Raw genomic sequence first — 18,322 nt, 5'->3', positions numbered from 1 at the left:
CTGGACTGAACTCAATGTTGGATCAAAAGGTTGAGTGGAAAGTCTTGCAATACGGCGCTGATCAGCAATTCCTTGTGGGGTGTGACTGCTCCGGTTGAAAAAAGTCCATTCAGGTTGCGGCCCGAAGCGGTGAACGGTAGTTGCACCCGGGTATCGCCCCATCGCTGCGCATCCACCTTGGGGATTGCACTGTCATCCAGCAGGCCGGCGACCTGGATCGGCACTATCACCACGGCTCGTTGTTCCTGGTATTCACGCATGAACGCCAGCACCCGGCCGGCTTCCTGCCCCAGCACCGTCAGCGGCTGGTAGCTGCCGCGCTGGAACAGCTCCGGGTATTGACCGCGCAGGCCCAGGACGCGGGCGATCAGGCCCTGCTTGATGCGTCCGTCACGCCACTGGGCCAGCCACTGCCGAGGATCGCGCGGGCTGTCCAGGGCCCGTTGCCGGGCCGGGTAGTCCGGCAGTCGGCGGTTGTCCGGGTCCACCAGGCTGAAGTCCCAGAAGTCGTTGCCCTGATACAGGTCCGGCACCCCTGGTACGGTCATGCGCAGCAAAGTTTGCGCCAGGCTGTTGAGGGCGCCGCCAGGGGCGATGCTGTTGGCTGCCGCCGCAAGCGACTGGCGCAGGGCCAGGCCTTGCGGCGAGACCAGCACCGCGCTGACAAACGCCTTAACGCCCTCTTCGTAATCAGGATTGGGGGCTGCCCAACTGCTGTGCAGCTTGGCTTCACGCAGGGCCTTGAGTTGCCATTGCCAGATGCGCTGGGCATAGCGCTCCAGGCCCGGCTGATCCTCGGCCCGCAAATCCAGGGGCCAACTGCCCAGCAGGGTTTGATAGAGGATCAGTTCATCGCCTGCCGAAGGGGCGTCGGGGTGCTGGTGCAAGGGGGCAGCCAACAGCCGCCAGCTGGCCACTTGGCGGGCATACCAGGGGGCCCGCTCACTGAGCAGGGCCAGGCGCGCGCGGCTGTCTTCGCCACGCTTGTGGTCATGGGTGGCGCTGGTCAGCAGGTTGTCGGGGAAGCTGTCCAGGCGCTGCTGGCAAGCGCTGTGGAAGGCCGAGATCGGCGCGCTGAACTGTTCGCTGTTGAAGCCCACGTCATTGCGCGCCAGGAGCACCGCCGAGCGGTAGAAGGCGGTGTCCTCCACGGCCTTGGCCGCGGCCGGCGAGGTCAGTTGCTGGAAGCGCACGCAGGCGTGGCGCAGCAGCTTGCGCGCCCGGCCCGGTGGTTGCCGGCGCCAGCCCTGGCCGCCGAGCCAGCGCTCCAGGCAATCGAGTACCGGCCAGTCGGTCTCGCTCAGGCGGCCTCGGGCGCCGGCCATGGCCTGTTGGAAAAACCGCTGGTCCTGGGGGCCGCGGCCCTGGGCACCGATGTAGGTGCGGTACACCGGAAAGTGCACGATCAGCTCCTGCAGCGCCCGGCGGATGGCCCCCAGGGTCAGGTCGCGGCTCATCAGGTCCAGCCGCGCCACTTGCAGCAGCGCCTGGGCCACGTTTTCAAAGTCACCGGCCAGGGAACCGTTGAGGATCTGCTGGCGTGCCTGCAGGGCTTCCTCGCCGAACTGCGGCGACCGCTGGCTGTGCCGGCTCCACAGCTCTGCCAGCAGCGCCTGGCCGGCGGGGGCCTGTTGCAACAGCGACAGCTGGTTCATGAATTCGTAGCCGGTGCTGCCGTCCACGCCCCAGTCGCGATGCAGGGTCTCGCCCGCGCCGAGGATCTTCTCGACGTAGATCGGCAGGTGCTGGCCCGGACGCAGGCGGTCGACCCGGCGCCGCAGCTTGCGGCAGTAACCCCGGGGATCGGCCAGGCCATCGATGTGGTCGATGCGCAGGCCATCCACCAGGTTTTCTTCGATCAGCTGGAAGACCTTGGCGTGGGTGGCTTCGAACACGGCCGGGCGTTCGACCCGCAGGGCCCCCAGTTCATTGACGTCGAAGAAACGCCGCCAATTGATGTCATCGGCCGCGGTGCGCCAGCTGGCCAGGCGGTAGCTCTGTTGTTCCAGCAACTGATGCAAACGCGTGAAGCCGTCGGCCTGGCGCGAGTCGTAGCCTTGCAAGTGGGCGTCGATGGCCTGGCGCACTGACGGCTGGCGCAGTTGCTGTGCCAGTGCCTGTTGCAGGGGCCGGGCCTGGGCATGGGCGGCGCCGTTGAAGCGCAACGCCGCAAAATCGTCGGCCAGGGATTTCAGGGCGCCGCTGGACTCGGCATCCAGCGGCTCCGCAAGTCGCAGCAGTGGTGCGTAGTCCCAGGGGCAGATGGGAAAGCAATGGTCGTGGTGCTGTACGTGAAAGCCGCCCAGGTCGTCGTCCAGGCGCAGCTTCAAGCGGCCTTCCTGCAGCGCCACGCCATAGTCGCTGTCGAGGAACGGCAGGAGCAACTGACCTTCCATCAGCGGGTCCGCGGAGTGCCACTGGATATCGAAGAATTCGCCATAGGGGCTCAGCCGCCCCCATTGCAGCAGGTCCAGCCACCAGGGGTTGTCGCTGCCGCCCACGGCCATGTGGTTGGACACGATGTCGAGGATCAGCCCCATCCCTTGTTGACGCAGGGCCGCCACCAGGCGCCGCAGGGCCGCTTCGCCCCCCAGATCCGGGTTGATCTGGGTCGGGTCCACCACGTCATAGCCGTGCTGGGAGCCGGCCCGGGCCCGGAGCAGGGGTGAGGCATAGAGATGGCTGATGCCCAGGCGGGCGAAGTAGGGCACCAGGGGGACGGCGTCGTCGAGGGTGAAGCCTTGATGAAACTGCAGGCGCAGGCTGGCCCGCAGCAAGGGCAGGGACGGCAGGTTCATCGGTCACGCTCTAGGGCTTGTTGCCGGGCACAGGCCAGCAGTTCCAGGCGCCGCGCGGCATCGCTGTCGTCCAGCAGGCGCCGGCTGGCACTGGCCAGGCGCCGGCGCCAGTTGGGGTGGCTGTCGAGGGTGCCGGGCAGGTTGGCCTGTTCATCGATGCCCAGGGCATCTTCCAGGGGGAGCAGCACCAGGGGCGCACGGGTATGACCAAGAAAGCGCACGCTGGCGTCCAGCACTTGGTCGGCTTCGTGGGCCTCTTGGTGAACGTTCTGTGGGTCCTGGGCCAGGGCCTGGCGCAGGCCGTCACGCTCGCGCTGGCGGTGTTCGCGCCATTGCCGCGCGCCCTGTTCATCCACCATGCCCAGGCGCAGGTTCCAGTCGATGTCGCGGCCCTGCCACCAGCCGTTGAGGGTGGGCAGATCGTGGGTGCTGGTGGTGGCCAGGGCGTTGTCCGGCCAGTCCAGGATCGGCTTGAAGTGGCAGTTGTGGTCCTGTTCGAACAAAAGCACGCGCATGCCGAGCATGGCCCGGGCGGCGAGCTTTTCCCGCAGGCCGTCGGGCACCGTCCCCAGGTCCTCGCCGAGGACAATGGCCTGGTGCCGATGGGATTCGAGGGTCAGCAGGCGCAGCAGATCGTCCACCGGGTAGTACAGGTAGGCACCGTCGCAGGGCGGCGCTCCCGACGGGATCACCCAGAGCCGTTGCAAGCCCATCACATGGTCAATGCGCAAGCCGCCGGCATGGGCGAAGTTGGCCCGGAGCATTTCGATGAAGGCGCGATAACCATGGCGCTGCAAACCTTCGGGAGAGAAGGCGCAGATGCCCCAGCCCTGGCCCTGGCGATTGAGGATGTCCGGTGGCGCACCCACGGTCAGGGACGCCAGCAACTGTTCCTGGCGGCTCCAGGCCTGGCTGCCACCGCCGTCGGCGCCCACCGCCAGGTCGGCGATCAGGCCGATGCCCATGCCGCTGCTGTGGGCCGCGCTCTGGGCCCGTTCCAGGCTGCGGGCGATCAGCCACTGGCAGAAGGCATGGAAGCCGATCTCATGGGCCTGCTCCTCGGCGAACCGGGCCAGGGCCGGGCTCGCCGGGTTACGCCAGTGTTGCGGCCAGTGACGCCAGTCCAGGTCTTCGCCGCGGGCGGCGCGCTCGGCCTGGATGGCCTCGAACCGGCAGTGGTTTTCCAGGGCTTCGCCGGCGCTGCGGCGATAGCTGGCGAAGTCCTCGTGCAGGGGGTGCTGGCCGTGGCAGAAGCCTTCGTACAGGGCGCGCAGTGCTTGTTGCTTGGCCTGGGCCGCCTGGGGCCAGTCGATCAGTGGTTGCTGTTCCAGGGCTTGCAAGGTCTGGCCAAGGCCACAGGATTCGATGGCGCTGCGCCAGGCCCGGTCGCCGAGAATGGCCCCGGGAGCGGCGTACAGGCTGTTGAGAAACAGCCGGCTGGAGGGCGAGTAGGGGCTGTAGCGCTCAGGATCGCTGTTGAACATGGCGTGCAGCGGGCTGATGGCCAGGGCATCGGCGCCGCGCTCGGCGGCTTGCCGGGCCAGCTCTTCCAGTGCCTGGGTATCGCCGAATCCACCGTCACCGGGGCGGCGCAGGGCATACAGCTGTACGCTCAGGCCCCAGGCTCGCGGGGTCGGCTGGCCCACGGCGTCGGCCACGCTGTAGCAGCGTGCGGGGGCCACCGCGAGGGTGAAGTGTTCCTCCTCGATGCGCACCGAGTGGTAACCCACCGGGATCTGTCCTGGCAGCACGCTCTGTTCATCGAGCTGCAACGACAGCGGTGCGCCGTTTTCCAGCTCGATGGCACAGCGGGCCCCGGGCGCGAAGTACCGGGCCAGGTCCAGGCCCTGGCCGACGTCGGCGGTCAGCAGCGGTGGCAGGTGCCGGCTTTGCTGCAGCTGATGCAACTGCTGCAGGCTGTCGGCGATTTCCTGGTCGCTGTCGGCAGGGTGGCCCAGGCCCGCCAGCACGGCCCGTAACACCCGGGCCTCAACCTTTTGCGGTCGGCCGTTGGCGTCGATCCAGTCCACTGCCAGGCCGGCGCGGCTGGCGAGTATTTCCAGTTGCGCATCGCTCATCGGCGTTCTCCATGGGGGGCGGTGGGGCAGGGCCCGCTGTGCAGTTGCACCACTGCGCTGAAGGCGGGTAACCAGCCCTGCTGCCAGTGTTCAAGGGCCCGCGGTGGGTGTTCAAACCACAGTTGTGCTGTTGCTTCGGGCTCCAGTTCGACCCGGTGTGGGCTGAGGTTGAGGTCGATGCGCAGCAGGCTGCCGTCACCCAGGTGCCAGCGTGCGCTCAGGGCGCCTTCGGCCAGTACCCGGGTATCCAGGGCCTGGGCGCCGGGCAGGCGCGGGATCAGTTCGCGGTGGCGGATACGCAGCAGGCTGCGGTACAGCTGGCGGGTCGTCTCGGCCTGTTGCGACTGGGGGCGGGGCCGTGATGCCTGGAAGGTCGAGGGGGCGTTGGGATCGGGGATGCGCTGGCGCTGGGCGGCGTCGGCAAAGGCGCTGAAGGCGGCGAACTCGTTGCGCCGGCCCTGGCGCACGGCTTCGGCCAGTTCCCCCTGATGGCTGGTGAAGAACAGGAACGGCTCCTGGGCCGCCACTTCATCGCCCATGAACAACAGCGGGATCATCGGTGACAACAGCAGCAACACCGTGGCCGCCTGCAGCGCCTGGGTCGGCGCCAGCTGGTTGAGGCGCTCGCCAAAGGCCCGGTTGCCGATCTGGTCGTGGTTCTGCAGGAACAGCACAAAGGCGCTGGGGGGCAGGTGGCCGCTGGGTTCGCCCCGGGGTTGGCCGTGGCGGTTGGCATGGCCCTGGAAGGCGAAGCCCTGGCTCAGGCAGCGGGCCAGTTGCGCGGTGGGGTCGTCGGCGAAGTCGGCGTAGTAGGCGTCGGTCTCCCCGGTGAGCAGCACGTGCAGGGCGTTGTGCCCGTCGTCGTTCCACTGGGCGTCGAAACCCTGCTGCAGCAGGCTGGCCTGGTTGAACTCGTTTTCCAGGTTGAGCCACACCTGGCGCGACGCCGGCACCGCCTGGCGTACCCGCTGGGCCAGTTCATGGAGAAAGTCCGGGTCGTCGATGGCGTGCACGGCGTCCAGGCGCAGGCCGTCGAAACGGTACTCCAGCAGCCACATCAGGGCGTTGTCGATGAAGAAGTCGCGCACCTGCCGCCGGCGGAAGTCGATGGCCGCGCCCCAGGGGGTGTGCAGATCCTCGCGGAAGAAGCCCTTGGCGTAGCGCTGCAGGTGGTTGCCGTCGGGGCCGAAGTGGTTGTAGACCACGTCGAGGATCACCGCCAGGCCCAGGCCGTGGGCGGCGTCGATCAGGGCCTTGAGGTCGTCGGGAGCACCGTAGGAGGCTTCCGGGGCGTAGGGCAGGACGCCGTCGTAGCCCCAGTTGCGCTCGCCGGGGAACTCCGCCAGGGGCATCAGCTCGATGGCGGTCACCCCCAGGTCCACCAGGGCCGGCAGGGCCTGCTGCACCGCCAGGTAGCCGCCCATGACCCCGACATGCAGTTCGTAGATCACCGCCTCGTGCCAGGGCCGGCCGCGCCACTGGGGCTGCTGCCAGGCGTAGGCGTTGTGGTCGACCACCAGGCTGGGGCCATGCACATCGCCGTCCTGGGCTCGGGAGGCCGGGTCCGGCACCTGGATCTGTCGATCGATGGTGTAGCGGTAGCGGCTGCCCGCCGGGCAGCGGGCCTGAATCACGAACCAGCCGTCGGCCTCGGGCCGCATCGGCAATGACCGGCCGTCCGCCAGTGCAACGCTGACCTCACGGGCATCCGGTGCCCACAGGGCGAACCGGGTGTGCTCGCTATCCAGCATCACTGCGCCGTGGCTCCAGCTGTGCAGGGTGCTTGATGGCATGGGTGCAGGCCCCTTTATTGTCGGGTGGCCTGCCCCAGGGCCTTGGCCACCAGCTGTTCGTAGAGTTCGGCGTAGGGTTCCACCGCCTTGCACCAGTTGAACGGGGCGGCCATGGCCCGGCAGCGCATGGCGTTGAGCAGCGCTGGATAGGCGAAGACCTTGAACGCCCGGGTCAGCGCCTCCTGGTAGCTGGCCACCGTGGATTCGTCGAACAGAAAGCCGGTGACGCCATTCTCGATGGTGTCCGCCAGGCCGCCGGTGTTGCGTGCCACCGGCAGCGAACCGAAGCGCTGGGCGTACATCTGGCTCAGCCCGCAGGGCTCGTAGCGTGACGGCATGAGCAGAAAGTCGCTGCCGGCGAACATGCGCCGGGCATCGGTTTCATTGAAGCCGATGTTGACCCCGATGCGCCCGGGAAAACGCCGGGCCAGGGCGCGCATGGATTGTTCCTCTTCCGGTTCCCCGCGGCCGATGATGGCGATCTGGCCGCCGTTGGCGACGATGAATTCGGCCACGCCTTCGGTGAGGTCCAGGCCCTTCTGGTAGACCAGCCGCGAGACCACGGCGAACAGCGGGCCGTTGCTGGGATCGAGACCGAACATCTGCCGTACATGGGCGGCGTTGGCCGCCTTGCCGTCCCAATCACCCATGCTGAAGGGGCAGAACAGGTGCGCATCGGTGGCGGCGTCCCAGCTTTCGTCGATGCCGTTGGGGATGCCACTGAGCAAGCCTTGCTGGGTCTTGCTGGCGAGAAAACCGTCGAGGCCGCACCCGAAGGCCGGGGTAGTGATTTCCTGGGCGTAGGTGGCGCTCACCGTGGTGATGTGGCTGGCGTAGGCCATGCCGGCCTTGAGGAACGACAGCTTGCCGTAGAACTCCATGCCTTCCTGTTGCAGGGCGTGTTCGGGGATGCCCAGCTCCGGGCACGAGGCCAGGCTGACCACGCCCTGGTAGGCCAGGTTATGGATGGTGAACAGGGTCGGGGTGCGCTGCCCGCGCCAGTGCATGTAGGCCGGGGCCAGCCCGGCGGGCCAGTCGTGGGCGTGCACCAGGTCGGGGCACCAGTGGATCTGAGCCAGGTTGGCGGCGATGTCGGCGGCGGCCAGCCCCAGGCGAGCAAAGCGAATGTGGTTGTCGGGCCAGTCGCGGCCATTGTTGGCGCCGTAGGGCGTGCCTTCGCGCTCGTACAGCTCCGGGCAGATCAGCACATAGATCACCAGGCCGTCGGGCATGTCCATGCGCCCGATCTTACAGGCCGGCAGCGCCGCGTGGCCCCCCAGCTCGCCGATGATATGGATGGGGTTCTCGCTGTGCAGCACCTGGGGATAGCCGGGAATCAGCACCCGCACATCGTGCAGGTGGGCCATGGCCCGGGGCAGGGCGGCGGAGACGTCGCCCAGGCCGCCGGTTTTCACCAGATCGGCGATTTCCGAAGTGACGAACAGCACCCGCTTGCGGTTGGGATTCTGACGAGCCAGCGGCAGTAGGGTCTTGCCTCCAGGGATGGAAATCGCCTGGGGGGCACGTTCACCGGCCTGCTGTTGAGGATGCTCTCCCTGAGTGTCCAATGCGGCGCTGATCATAGGTCTCTCCCGTTTTATTGATCTGTTCTGCTGTCTCAAACGCTACTGTCGGGCCATTCCTGTGGCCGGGCGCAATTGCGCCACACATCGATCAGCCTGAGCTGCTCGAGCGCTGCAGCAGAAAGGGTGGAGGAGCCGTTGCAAGGAATGCACCAGTGGCAGCGACCCTACCTTTAACCTGACCTTGGGCCGACGCGAAAAGTTTCGACTTTTTCAATGCCAAAGTGACCGCTCGGTCACAATGCGAAAATCAGTCTAGGACAGAACCTAGAGCGGCGTCGGGCAGGGCGGGGCGTTGATTTGGCGTGGGCGCAGGGCGACGGATCCATCCCGACGAAAGGTCGGCCGTGCACCGCAGCAGAGCGCGGCTGAAATGGCCTCGGCGCGAAAACGGTGAGGGCGCGCCAGGGGTTGGTGCAGATCGCTGGTGGCCTTGCCCGAAAATGGGCAGGGCCCCGGGGATCTGTTGGCGACCCAAGGCCCGGTTGAGCACGCAGCGGCTCAGCCGAGCCAGCCCAGGGTCAGCCACACCAGCACGGCGTAGCGGGCGCCCTTGGCCAGGCTGACGATCAGCAGGAAACGCTTGAGGGGTTCGCCCATGACGCCTGCCACCAGGGTCAGCGGATCGCCGATCACCGGCATCCAGCTCAGCAGCAGCGTCCAGTGGCCGTAACGCTGGTAGTGCACCCGGGCCCGCTCCAGGTGCTTCGGACTAACGGGAAACCAGCGACGCTCCTTGTAGGTGTCAAGGCGCTGCCCCAGCCACCAGTTGACCAGGGAGCCCAGGACGTTGCCCAGGGTTGCTACCAGCCAGAGCCCGAGTACCGTCAGCTGGCTGTTGTGCAGCAGGCCCACCAGCAGCGCTTCCGACTGCAGGGGCAGCAGGGTGGCGGCGGCGAAGGCGGCGAGAAACAGGCCGAGGTAGGCGCTGGCGATCAACGGGCCGGGTAGTCCGCTACCACCACATCCTGGCCGTCACGGGTCAGGCCGATGACTTGGAAGGCGTCGGCGCCCATGCCATCCATTTCCATGCCGGGGGAGCCCATGGGCATGCCCGGGGCGGCGATGCCCAGCAGGTCGTCGCGCTTGCGCAAGGCCAGGACCTGTTCAGCGGGCACGTGGCCTTCGACGAACTTGCCGTCGATCACCGCGGTGTGACAGGAGCCCAGGCGCGGGGCCACGCCCAAGCGCTGTTTGACCGCGCTCATGTTGCTTTCCACGTGGTCGGTGACGGCAAAGCCGTTGTCCTGCAGGTGCTCGATCCACTTTTTGCAGCAGCCGCAGTTGGCGTCGCGGTGCACGTCGATGGGGATCAGTTCGCTCGCCTGAGCCAGGGAGCCGATCAGCAGGGCGGACAGGGCCGCCAGACGCAGTGAAGTTTTCATCGAAAGTCTCGTTGTCGCTGTTGAATAAGGGGCGCTGGCAGGGCCGGCCCTTGTGGGGACACGCTGGGGGGTGGTGCATTTTGCGGCTTTTTTTGCCAGCTGCCGACGGCTTTTGTTTCAAGTTGATACCAAGCCCCGGGCGCGCAGCAAGGGTTCTAGAACCACATTCGCAGCCCCAGCACCAGGCGGGCGCCGTTGTCCGGTTCGCCGTCGTTGCGGGCGTAGTCGGCGGTCCGCCCGTGGCTGCGGTTCCAGGTCACACCTATATAAGGTGCGAATTCCCGGCGCAGTTCATAGCGCAGCCGCAGGCCGATTTCGCTGTCGGCCAGGCCGGCGCCCTGGCCCCGTTGCGGATCGTTGCGGCCATACAGGTTGAGTTGCGCCGACGGCTGCAGGATCAGGCGCTGGGTCAGCAGCAGGTCGTAGTCGGCCTCGACCCGCAAGGCGCTCTGGCCGCCTTCTCCAAGATAGGCGGTGACCTGGCTTTCGACGTTGTACAGCGCCATGCCTTGCAGGCCCAGGGCTGCCCAGGTCTGGGCCGTGCCGGGCTTGAAGTCCTGACGCAGGCCGCTGACCAGATCCCACCAGGGGCCGATGGCATGGCCCCAGAGGGCTTGCAGCTCGGCATGCTCAGTGACGCCCCGGGTGCGTTCACCTTCGCTGCGCAGCCACAGCCGGTCACGGTCGCCACCTATCCAGCCATTGACCTCCCAGCCCAGGCTCGTGCCGCGCTCGGCGTCCTGCCATTCGAGCCGCTCCACCAGGAAAAAACTGTTCAGCGACTTGCCGTGGAGGACGTGACCGGCCGCGCTTGGATAGACCGCCCGGCGATCGGCATCGGTCAACGGCGCAATCGGCGTACGGCTTTGCAAGGGGGCTGTGACTGGCAGGTCCGGCATTGCTGAGTGATCCATGCCGCGCATGTCGTGCCCGGGCATCTGTTGTGGTGACCGGGTGTCGTGGTCCATGCCGGGCATGGACTGACCATGGGCCGGGATACCGGGCCAGGCCAGCAGGACGATGCCCAGGCCGAGACCGGTCAGCCCGCCCGGCAGCAGTGGCAGCAGGGGCGTCTCAATCGGCATGGGGCACCTCCCGTTCTTCGACCCGGACTTCGCGGAACATGCCGCTCTCCATGTGGTACAGCAGATGGCAGTGGAAGGCCCAGCGCCCGAGGGCATCGGCCGTGACCCGGTAGCAGCGGCGGGTGCCCGGCGGCATGTCGATGGTGTGCTTGCGCACCTGGAAACGGCCGTGTTCGTCCTCAAGGTCGCTCCACATGCCATGCAGGTGGATGGGGTGGCTCATCATGCTGTCGTTCACCAGTTCAATCCGCACCCGCTCGCCATACACCAGGCGCAGGGGCTCGGCCTCGGCAAAGGCGATGCCGTCGAAAGACCAGGCGAACTTTTCCATATGGCCGGTCAGGTGCAGGGTCAGGGTACGGCTCGGTTCGCGGCCGTCGGGGTCGGCGAAGGTGCTTTTCAGATCGGCGTAGGTCAGCACCCGACGGCCGTTGTGGCGCAGGCCGAGGCCGGGGTCGTTCAGGCGCGGCGTGGGGTTCAGCGTCTGCATGTCCACCAGCGGGTTGTTGGTTTCCGAGGCCGGGTGGCGGATCGCGGCGTTCACCGCGTTGTGCTCCATCGCGGCCATGGTTCCGTGGTTCATGCCCGGCATGGCCCCATGATCCATGGCGCCCATGGCCATGTCCGCCATGCTCAGCAACGGGCGCGGGTCCATGGGCGGCACCGTGGCCTTGAGCCCGGGGGCGCTGGCCAGGGTGCCCAGGGCATAGCCGCTGCGGTCCATGGCCTGAGCGAACAGGCTATGGGCACCGGCGCTGGGCTGCACCAGCACGTCGAAGGTTTCCGCCACGGCGATCCGCAGCTCATCCACCGATACCGGCTCCACGTGCTGGCCATCGGCGGCCACCACGGTCATTTTCACGCCGGGAATGCGCAGGTCGAAGTAGGTCATGGCCGAGGCATTGATCAGCCGCAGGCGCAGGCGTTCGCCGGGGCGGAACAGCCCGGTCCAGTGGTTGTCCGGTGCCTGGCCGTTGAGCAGGTAGGTGTAGGTGGCGCCGCTGACGTCGGCAAGGTCGGTGGGGGTCATGTTCATCTGCGCCCACATTGTGCGTTCGGCCACAGTGGCGGCCCAGCCGTCGCGGCCGACGTCTTCGATGAAGTCAGCGAGGGTGCGTTTGTGCCGGTTGTAGTAGTCGGACTGCTTTTTCAGGGTGCGCAGGATCTGTTCCGGCGCCTCGTCGCTCCAGTCCGATAGCAGCACCACGTAGTCGCGGTCGTAGGTGAAGGGCTCCGGCTCCCGGGCGTCGATCACCAGTGCCCCGTACACCCCCAGTTGTTCCTGGAGCCCGGAATGGCTGTGGTACCAGTAGGTGCCGTGCTGCTTGACCGGGAATGAATAGCGATACAGACCGCCGGGCTCGATGCCTTCGAAGCTCAGGCCGGGTACGCCGTCCATGTCGGCGGGCAGGATGATCCCGTGCCAGTGGATCGACGTCATCTGGTGCAGCCGGTTGCGCACCCGCAGGGTGACCCGGTCGCCCTCGCGCCAGCGCAGCAGGGGGCCGGGCAGGCTGCCGTTGACCGTCATGGCCTGGCGCGGCTGGCCGCTGAAGTTCACCGGCAACTGGCCAATGGACAGTTCGAAATCGGTGCCTGCCGCGACCTCGGGCTGACCCGGACTGCTGATGGCCCAGACCGGATTGCGCCACAGCCCCAGACCGGCGAGAGCGCCTCCGGCCGCCAGGGCCTTGACGAAGGTGCGGCGGGACGGGCTGTGTCTTGATGGGGGGAACGGCATGGCAGGCTTCCAGTCGGTCAGCGGATTGGAGGGGACTCTAATCAGCGCTGGCTGTCAGGAAACTGAGGCGGGCATTACAGATTTGTCAGTCGCCCGGATGCTCCAGATGTTGCTTGAGATTGTCCAGGGCCTGGGCCGACAGCTGTTCCATGCGCGCCCGCAGGCCGCTCAGTTGCAGGTCGGTGCAATAGTCCAGCGTGTGCCGCAACAGCGTGCCGTCGCTGTGCTTGTTCAGTTGGTAATGGACAGTGCCGTCCAGCGCCGCGGAGCTGAAGACGGCCTTGAACTCCTTGGGAAATACCGCGTTCAGCACGCGATAGCTCATGGGGATCTGTATTCCGAGGAGATTCATGACTTCGCTGAAGCGGTGACCCGCCGGCAGCGAGCCACAAAAGCCGGTGTCGGCCCGCAGGCAGGAGGGCTGCCACTCCGGCCAGCGGTCCGGCTGGGTCACGTAGTAATAGACAGTGTCGATATCGGCCTGGATATACAGCTCGTGGCTGAGCCGCTCTTGCAGCAGATGTGATTGGCGCTGACCCATGATGCACCCCACTTCCTTGTGACCGGAGCCTCCAATATAGTCCCGCCGCCTGGGGGTGCCAGCGGCGGCGGCAGACCGTTCAGCGGACTTTGAAGCGACTCATCAGGTGGCTGACCTGGGCATTGGCCTGCAACAGGCTCTGGGTATTGCTTTCACCGGCCCGGGCACTCTCCACCAGTTCCTCGACCATGTGTCGGATGCTGACCATGCTGCGGTTGATCTCCTCGGTCACCGCGCTCTGCTGTTCGGCGGCGGTGGCGATCTGGGTGCTCAGGCTGTTGATCTGGTTCACCGAGTCGGCCATTTCATCCAGGCCGCTGTTGACCCGGGCCGTGGCGTCCGCCGCGGACTGGCAACTGGCCTGGGTGTTTTCCATGGCGCTGACCGAGGAGCTCACGCCCTGGGTCAGGCGGCTGAGCATTTCGTTGATTTGCGAGGTGCTGTCCTGGGTCCGCGCGGCCAGGGCCCGGACCTCATCGGCGACCACGGCAAAGCCGCGTCCCTGTTCCCCGGCCCGGGCTGCTTCGATGGCGGCGTTGAGGGCCAGCAGGTTGGTCTGCCCGGCGATCGCGCCGATCACCCCGAGGATCTCGGTGATGCGCTGGGCGTCGGCTTGCATGGCCTCGACCTTGTGGGTGGCATCGGCCACTTCGTCGATCAGCGCAATCACGCTGCCGGAGGCTTCGCCCACCACCACCCGCGAGTGTTCGGCATGCTCGTTGGCGCGCCGGGTGAAGTCCGCGGTCTGGGCGGCGTTGGCTGCGACGCTGTCGGCCGTGCTGCTCATCTGGGTGATGGCGGTCACGGTCTGGTCGGTTTCCGAGGCGTGGCGCATCAGTATCTGCTGGCTGTGGGCCGAGGTCTGCTGCAACTGCGCCAGGCTGCCGGCCATGGCTTCGGTGGCCTGGGTGACTTCGCCGATCATGTTCTGCAGGTACTGGATGAAGTGGTTGACCGAGTGCCCGATGGCCCCCAGTTCGTCCTCGGCGCGGATCACGATGCGCCGGGTCAGGTCGGCGTCACCGGTGGCCAGGGCATCGATATTGCCCTTGAGGATCTTCATCCGCTGCACCAGTTGGCGGATCGCATAGACCTGCAGCAGCACCAGCAGGATCACCATGGGGATCTGCAACAGGCTCAGGGTGCTCAGCACATCGTCGCGCTGGGCGGTGATCAGCTGGGTGGGCAGGGCGCTGGCGAGGAACCAGGGGGTGCCTTCGATGGCGCGCATGAAGAAGGTGCTGGGCACCCCGGCGTTATCGAACTCGATACGTTGGGCGCTGTTGTCGCGACGTTCCAGGGCGCTCTGCACCTGGGCCGCGAAGGGCGAGCCGGCGGCCAGTTCCCGGATGTTCTTCAGCACGATCGGGCCATTGATCCGCGAGCTGTTGCTGATGACCTTGCCGTCGGCCTCGACGATCAGCATCTGGGCGTCGAGCTCTTTCTCCTGGCGGGCCACCAGGTCGTTGAAGAAACCCAGGGTGACGTCGATGGTGGCCACGCCCCAGGGTTGGCCGTCGCGGCGGATGGCCATGGCGCAGTTGGTGCGTGGCTCGGCGCTGGCGTCGTCCTTGTAGGCCGCGGCCCAGGCGCACTGGCCGGGAGCACTCTGCAGGCCGCCTTTGTACCAGGACTGGTCGTAGTAGTTGGGGGCCGGGTCGCTGTTCCAGAAGGTGTTGACCACCAGCTTGCCCGACGCATCACGGTGCCAGAAGGTGCTGTGCTTGTTGCGCCCCGGAGTGCGCTGGCCGGGCAGGGGCCAGATTCCGCCGCCGAAGACCTTCTGCTCGCCGTACTGGTCCACCAGGCCGGGCAGGACCTTGTCGATGCTGTCGCTGTCGAGCAGGGGCACGGTCTGGGTGATGCTGCGTTGCTGGGCCTGGACCTTGTTCAACTCGCCCTGGATGCGCTGCGCCACTTCGGCGATGCGATTGAGGACCACCTGTTCCTCGGTATGGCGCAGCTTGGGCGCCACCATTTGGCTGATGCCCACGACCGTGAGTACCAGCATCAGGACAATGAACAGGACCAGAAAGAGCGTGTAGCGGGCTTGAATCGTGCGCAAAGCGGGCATGGGACCTGTCCTTACCGAGCGTTTTTTATTATTTGGAGAGGGGGAGCCTTGTCGGGGCATCCTCAGGATGTCGGCGCGGTTTTTCTGCTCTTTAGTACGATCGTCCAAAAAAAACTTCGATGTCGTTGAAAAGTGTCTCAGGTGACACAGAGGAGGGTCAGGCAGCCGCTGAACGGTTCGATCGCCAGCAGGAAAAGATCGCGGTTTGCGGGTGCTGCAAACAGCCGGCGCCGCTTAAATCGGGCCTTCTGGCTAATTGTGTCGAGTTTGTACAGAAATTGTAATTTGTGGAAATAAAGCGTTGTTGGGAGGTCGTCCTGGCGTTGATACTTGCGCCCATTCAGATGATTCAACACGGCTTGCACCCAGTTTCAGACGCCAGATAAGACTTTTTCGGTCCTCTCTGGGCCAGGCTGAACAGGAGGATTGGCAAGCCGGACTACAGGAGTGTCAGCATGGCAATCGGATACGTTGGAGGCTGGACCAGCAAGGCGGGTCTGTTGGTGCAGGACGGCGGTGGCAGCGGTTCCTCCAAGCCGGTCTCGCAAAGTGCCAAGGTACGGCAGATGTTGAGCCTGGTGGGAAGCAACCCCACCGTGCTGGATATCCGCAAGATGGACCAGTTGAAGCTTCACAAGCAGATCAAGGGTTTCGACCCGACCAACGTGACCACCAAATCCCTGGGTGGCATGAGTACCTTCCTCAAGAACAACGGCCTGATTTCCGACATCACCGCGTTGAACCTGATCAACGCCGGCGACAAGTTCGACCGTTTCGGCATTCCGAAGAACCCGGATGAGCCGTTCAATGCCCTGGAATACTTCGCGATGAAGCTCGATGACATCCAGAACAACAACATCAAGGGCAACAAGTACGCCAACTACCTGGTTCCCGAGTACAAGAAGGCCATCTACGTTCTGCAGAGCCTGCAGAACTATGGCAAGGGCAACGGCACTACGGTGACCGACAAGAACGTCTCCGCCAAAGCCTGATCCAGCCGCGGCGCGCGCTCTTGCCGAGCCCGCGCCGCGTTTTTTGCGTCAGCGATCCAGCAGCGCCATCACCTCCTCGGTGTACCGGAGACCGGCGGTGGCCTGCGGGCTGAAAATGCCCTCCAGCGAAGCCAGCTCCGCAGCACTCAGGCGGATCTGCAGCGCTGCCACGTTTTCCTCCAGATAGCGCCGTTGCTTGGTTCCGGGAATCGGGATCAGGTAGTCGCCCTGTGCCAGCACCCAGGCCAGGGCCAGTTGCCCGGCGCTGACCTGTTTGTCCGCCGCCAGTTGCTGCACCTGCTTCACCAGTTGCAGGTTGCGCTGGAAATTCTCGCCCTGGAAACGCGGGGTGGAACGCCGGAAATCGTCGGCGGCAAAGTCCTCCGGGCTGTTCAGGGCGCCGGTCAGAAAGCCACGGCCCAGCGGGCTGTAGGGGACAAAGGCGATTCCCAGGCGCTGGCAGGCGGCCAGGCAGCCGTTGTCTTCCTGATCCCGGCTCCACAGCGAGTATTCACTTTGCAGGGCGCTGATGGGATGCACCTGATGAGCGCGCTCAAGCGTGCTGGCCGAGGCTTCGCTCAAGCCCAAATAGCGCACCTTGCCGGCCTGGACCAGCTCCGCCATGGCGCCGACGGTTTCTTCGATGGCCACGTCCGGGTCAACCCGATGCAGGTAATACAGGTCCAGGGTGTCCACGCCCAGGCGCCGCAGGCTGCCGTCGATGGAGGCACGCACGTATTCGGGACGGCCGTTGACGCCGCGAGCCTGCGCATCGCCCGGATCGCGGACGATGCCGAACTTGCTGGCCAGGAACACTTGCTGGCGCTTGCCGCGAATCGCCTGGCCGATCAGTTCCTCGTTGCTGTGGGGGCCGTACATATCGGCGGTGTCCAGCAGGTTGATCCCCAGTTCCAGGGCGCGGTGCAGGGTGGCGACGGCCTCCTTGGGGTCGTTGCCGGTGGTGTAGAAATCGCTCATGCCCATGCAGCCCAGGCCAATGGCGGAAACCTGCGGACCCTGATGGCCCAGTTGTCGAGTGTGCATCGCTCAATACTCCGATGAGGGGGAAAGAGTGCTCAGTGTGCTACTCGACAAAAACTGTATAAACAGGCTAAAAGCGCTATCACTATTATCATTATCTAAATAATCGTGAGCCTGTTTCATGGACCGTTTCAATGCCATGCGTGTCTTCACCCGGATTGTCGAGCTGGGCGGCTTTGCCAGGGCCGCCGAGGATCTGCACATGCCGGCGGCTTCGGTCACCATCCTGATCAAGCAACTGGAAGCTCATCTGGGCGTGCAGCTTCTGCACCGCACCACCCGTCAGGTGAGCCCGACCCTGGACGGCGCCGCCTATTACCAGCGCTGCGTGCGCCTGCTGGCGGACCTGGAGGAGGCCGAAGCGGCATTTTCCGTGACCCGGCACAACCCTCGGGGGCTCTTGCGCATCGATATGCCGGTGGGCATCGGTCGGCTGATCGTGATTCCCGCGTTACCGGAGTTTTCTGCCCGCTACCCGCTGATCGAGTTGGAGATCGGCCTCAATGACCGTCCCGTGGACTTGATCCGTGAGGGCGTGGATTGCGCCTTGCGGGGCGGCCCGACCCTGGATGACAGCCTGGTGGCCCGGCCGCTGGTGCAGTTGCAGCAAGTGACGTGCGCCAGCCCGGGCTACCTGCAGCAACAGGGAACGCCCCAATCGCTGGCCGACCTGCAAGGGCATCGGATGGTGGAGTATTTCTCCAGTGTCAGCGGCAAGCGTTATGGCCTGGAGTTCTACATCGATGGTCAGTTGCGCCCGATGGAGTTGCCCAAGCAGGTGGCGGTCAACAGCGCCGACGGCTACCTGGCGGCCTGCGAAGCCGGTTACGGACTGGTGCAGACGCCGTATTACAACGTAGCCCGACAGTTGCGGGCCGGGGTCTTGCGCGAGGTCCTGGAGGACTTTCCGGTGCCGTCGCTACCGCTGACCGCGATGTATCCGCCCCAGCGTCATCTGTCGACCCGGGTGCGGGTCTTCGTCGACTGGTTGCTGGAGCTGTTCGCCCGCCCTGGCAATGGCACCTCGCGCCCCTGAAGGCGGGCCACAGACAGCAGAACGCCCGCGGCAGGGCGGGCGTTGGTTGGGGCACAGGGAGCTCGACAGGACGATGAAGGAGAAAAATCTCTTTCGCGCCTGTACCATGTGACCCCGATTTCCCCGGCGCATCCCCGAATCCGGGTAGGTGCTTGGCATCGTTCTTGATACACGG

The 18,322-nt window shown here is 65.8% G+C and carries 14 protein-coding genes; 2 read left to right on the top strand and 12 right to left on the bottom strand.

Features of this window, described 5'->3' with window-relative positions; all coding sequences use genetic code 11:
- Window positions 1-11: 11 nt before the first annotated feature.
- The 11 genes from ACMGF8_RS21385 to ACMGF8_RS21335 all read right to left on the bottom strand — a co-directional run bounded on the left by ACMGF8_RS21385 (window position 12) and on the right by ACMGF8_RS21335 (window position 15,434).
- Complete coding sequence (locus ACMGF8_RS21385) at window positions 12-2,798, bottom strand: malto-oligosyltrehalose synthase (protein WP_416757053.1); 2,787 nt, start codon at window positions 2,796-2,798, stop codon at window positions 12-14.
- On the bottom strand, window positions 2,795-4,876 hold the full coding sequence (malQ, locus tag ACMGF8_RS21380; protein ID WP_416757052.1) for a 4-alpha-glucanotransferase: 2,082 nt from the start codon (window positions 4,874-4,876) through the stop codon (window positions 2,795-2,797). Before malQ ends, ACMGF8_RS21385 begins: the two co-directional genes overlap by 4 nt.
- Window positions 4,873-6,669: a malto-oligosyltrehalose trehalohydrolase gene (gene treZ, locus ACMGF8_RS21375; RefSeq protein WP_102863452.1), complete on the bottom strand. Its 1,797-nt coding sequence runs from the start codon at window positions 6,667-6,669 to the stop codon at window positions 4,873-4,875. The genes malQ and treZ overlap by 4 nt, the downstream gene beginning before the upstream one ends.
- Before the next feature lie 14 nt (window positions 6,670-6,683).
- On the bottom strand, window positions 6,684-8,252 hold the full coding sequence (glgA, locus tag ACMGF8_RS21370) for a glycogen synthase GlgA (RefSeq protein WP_102863453.1): 1,569 nt from the start codon (window positions 8,250-8,252) through the stop codon (window positions 6,684-6,686).
- Window positions 8,253-8,753: 501 nt separating this feature from the next.
- On the bottom strand, window positions 8,754-9,191 hold the full coding sequence (locus tag ACMGF8_RS21365) for a YqaA family protein (protein ID WP_102863454.1): 438 nt from the start codon (window positions 9,189-9,191) through the stop codon (window positions 8,754-8,756).
- Window positions 9,188-9,637 (bottom strand): DUF411 domain-containing protein, encoded by a 450-nt coding sequence (locus ACMGF8_RS21360; protein WP_102863455.1) that lies wholly within the window; start codon window positions 9,635-9,637, stop codon window positions 9,188-9,190. The genes ACMGF8_RS21365 and ACMGF8_RS21360 overlap by 4 nt, the downstream gene beginning before the upstream one ends.
- 155 nt (window positions 9,638-9,792) lie before the next feature.
- The gene (locus ACMGF8_RS21355) at window positions 9,793-10,722 is read right to left on the bottom strand and encodes a copper resistance protein B (protein WP_207165921.1); all 930 of its coding nucleotides are present in this window, start codon (window positions 10,720-10,722) and stop codon (window positions 9,793-9,795) included.
- Window positions 10,712-12,463, bottom strand: coding sequence for a copper resistance system multicopper oxidase (locus ACMGF8_RS21350; protein ID WP_207165920.1), 1,752 nt, complete (start codon window positions 12,461-12,463; stop codon window positions 10,712-10,714). Before ACMGF8_RS21350 ends, ACMGF8_RS21355 begins: the two co-directional genes overlap by 11 nt.
- Before the next feature lie 85 nt (window positions 12,464-12,548).
- Window positions 12,549-13,004 carry an SRPBCC family protein gene (locus ACMGF8_RS21345; protein WP_207165919.1) on the bottom strand — a complete coding sequence of 152 codons (456 nt, stop codon included), beginning with the start codon at window positions 13,002-13,004 and terminating at the stop codon, window positions 12,549-12,551.
- Window positions 13,005-13,083: 79 nt separating this feature from the next.
- Window positions 13,084-15,078 (bottom strand): methyl-accepting chemotaxis protein, encoded by a 1,995-nt coding sequence (locus ACMGF8_RS21340; protein ID WP_207165918.1) that lies wholly within the window; start codon window positions 15,076-15,078, stop codon window positions 13,084-13,086.
- A gap of 137 nt (window positions 15,079-15,215) precedes the next feature.
- Window positions 15,216-15,434, bottom strand: a complete 219-nt coding sequence (locus ACMGF8_RS21335) for a hypothetical protein (RefSeq protein ID WP_207165917.1) — start codon at window positions 15,432-15,434, stop codon at window positions 15,216-15,218.
- A 99-nt stretch (window positions 15,435-15,533) separates the two neighbouring features.
- Here ACMGF8_RS21335 and ACMGF8_RS21330 point away from each other — a divergent pair, with 99 nt between their 5' ends.
- Window positions 15,534-16,070: a hypothetical protein gene (locus ACMGF8_RS21330; RefSeq protein WP_102863460.1), complete on the top strand. Its 537-nt coding sequence runs from the start codon at window positions 15,534-15,536 to the stop codon at window positions 16,068-16,070.
- 48 nt (window positions 16,071-16,118) lie between these two features.
- Here the strand turns inward: ACMGF8_RS21330 and ACMGF8_RS21325 are convergent, their stop codons facing one another.
- Window positions 16,119-17,114, bottom strand: a complete 996-nt coding sequence (locus tag ACMGF8_RS21325) for an aldo/keto reductase (protein WP_207165916.1) — start codon at window positions 17,112-17,114, stop codon at window positions 16,119-16,121.
- A 118-nt stretch (window positions 17,115-17,232) separates the two neighbouring features.
- Between ACMGF8_RS21325 and ACMGF8_RS21320 the strand changes: the two genes are divergently transcribed.
- Complete coding sequence (locus ACMGF8_RS21320) at window positions 17,233-18,147, top strand: LysR family transcriptional regulator (RefSeq protein WP_102863462.1); 915 nt, start codon at window positions 17,233-17,235, stop codon at window positions 18,145-18,147.
- Window positions 18,148-18,322 lie beyond the last annotated feature (175 nt).

It is taken from the genome of Pseudomonas sp. BNK-7, from assembly GCF_048072025.1.
GTDB lineage: Bacteria > Pseudomonadota > Gammaproteobacteria > Pseudomonadales > Pseudomonadaceae > Aquipseudomonas > Aquipseudomonas danubii.
The sequence above is the reverse complement of the archived record's forward strand: the minus strand, read 5'-3'. Positions and strand labels throughout refer to the sequence as shown.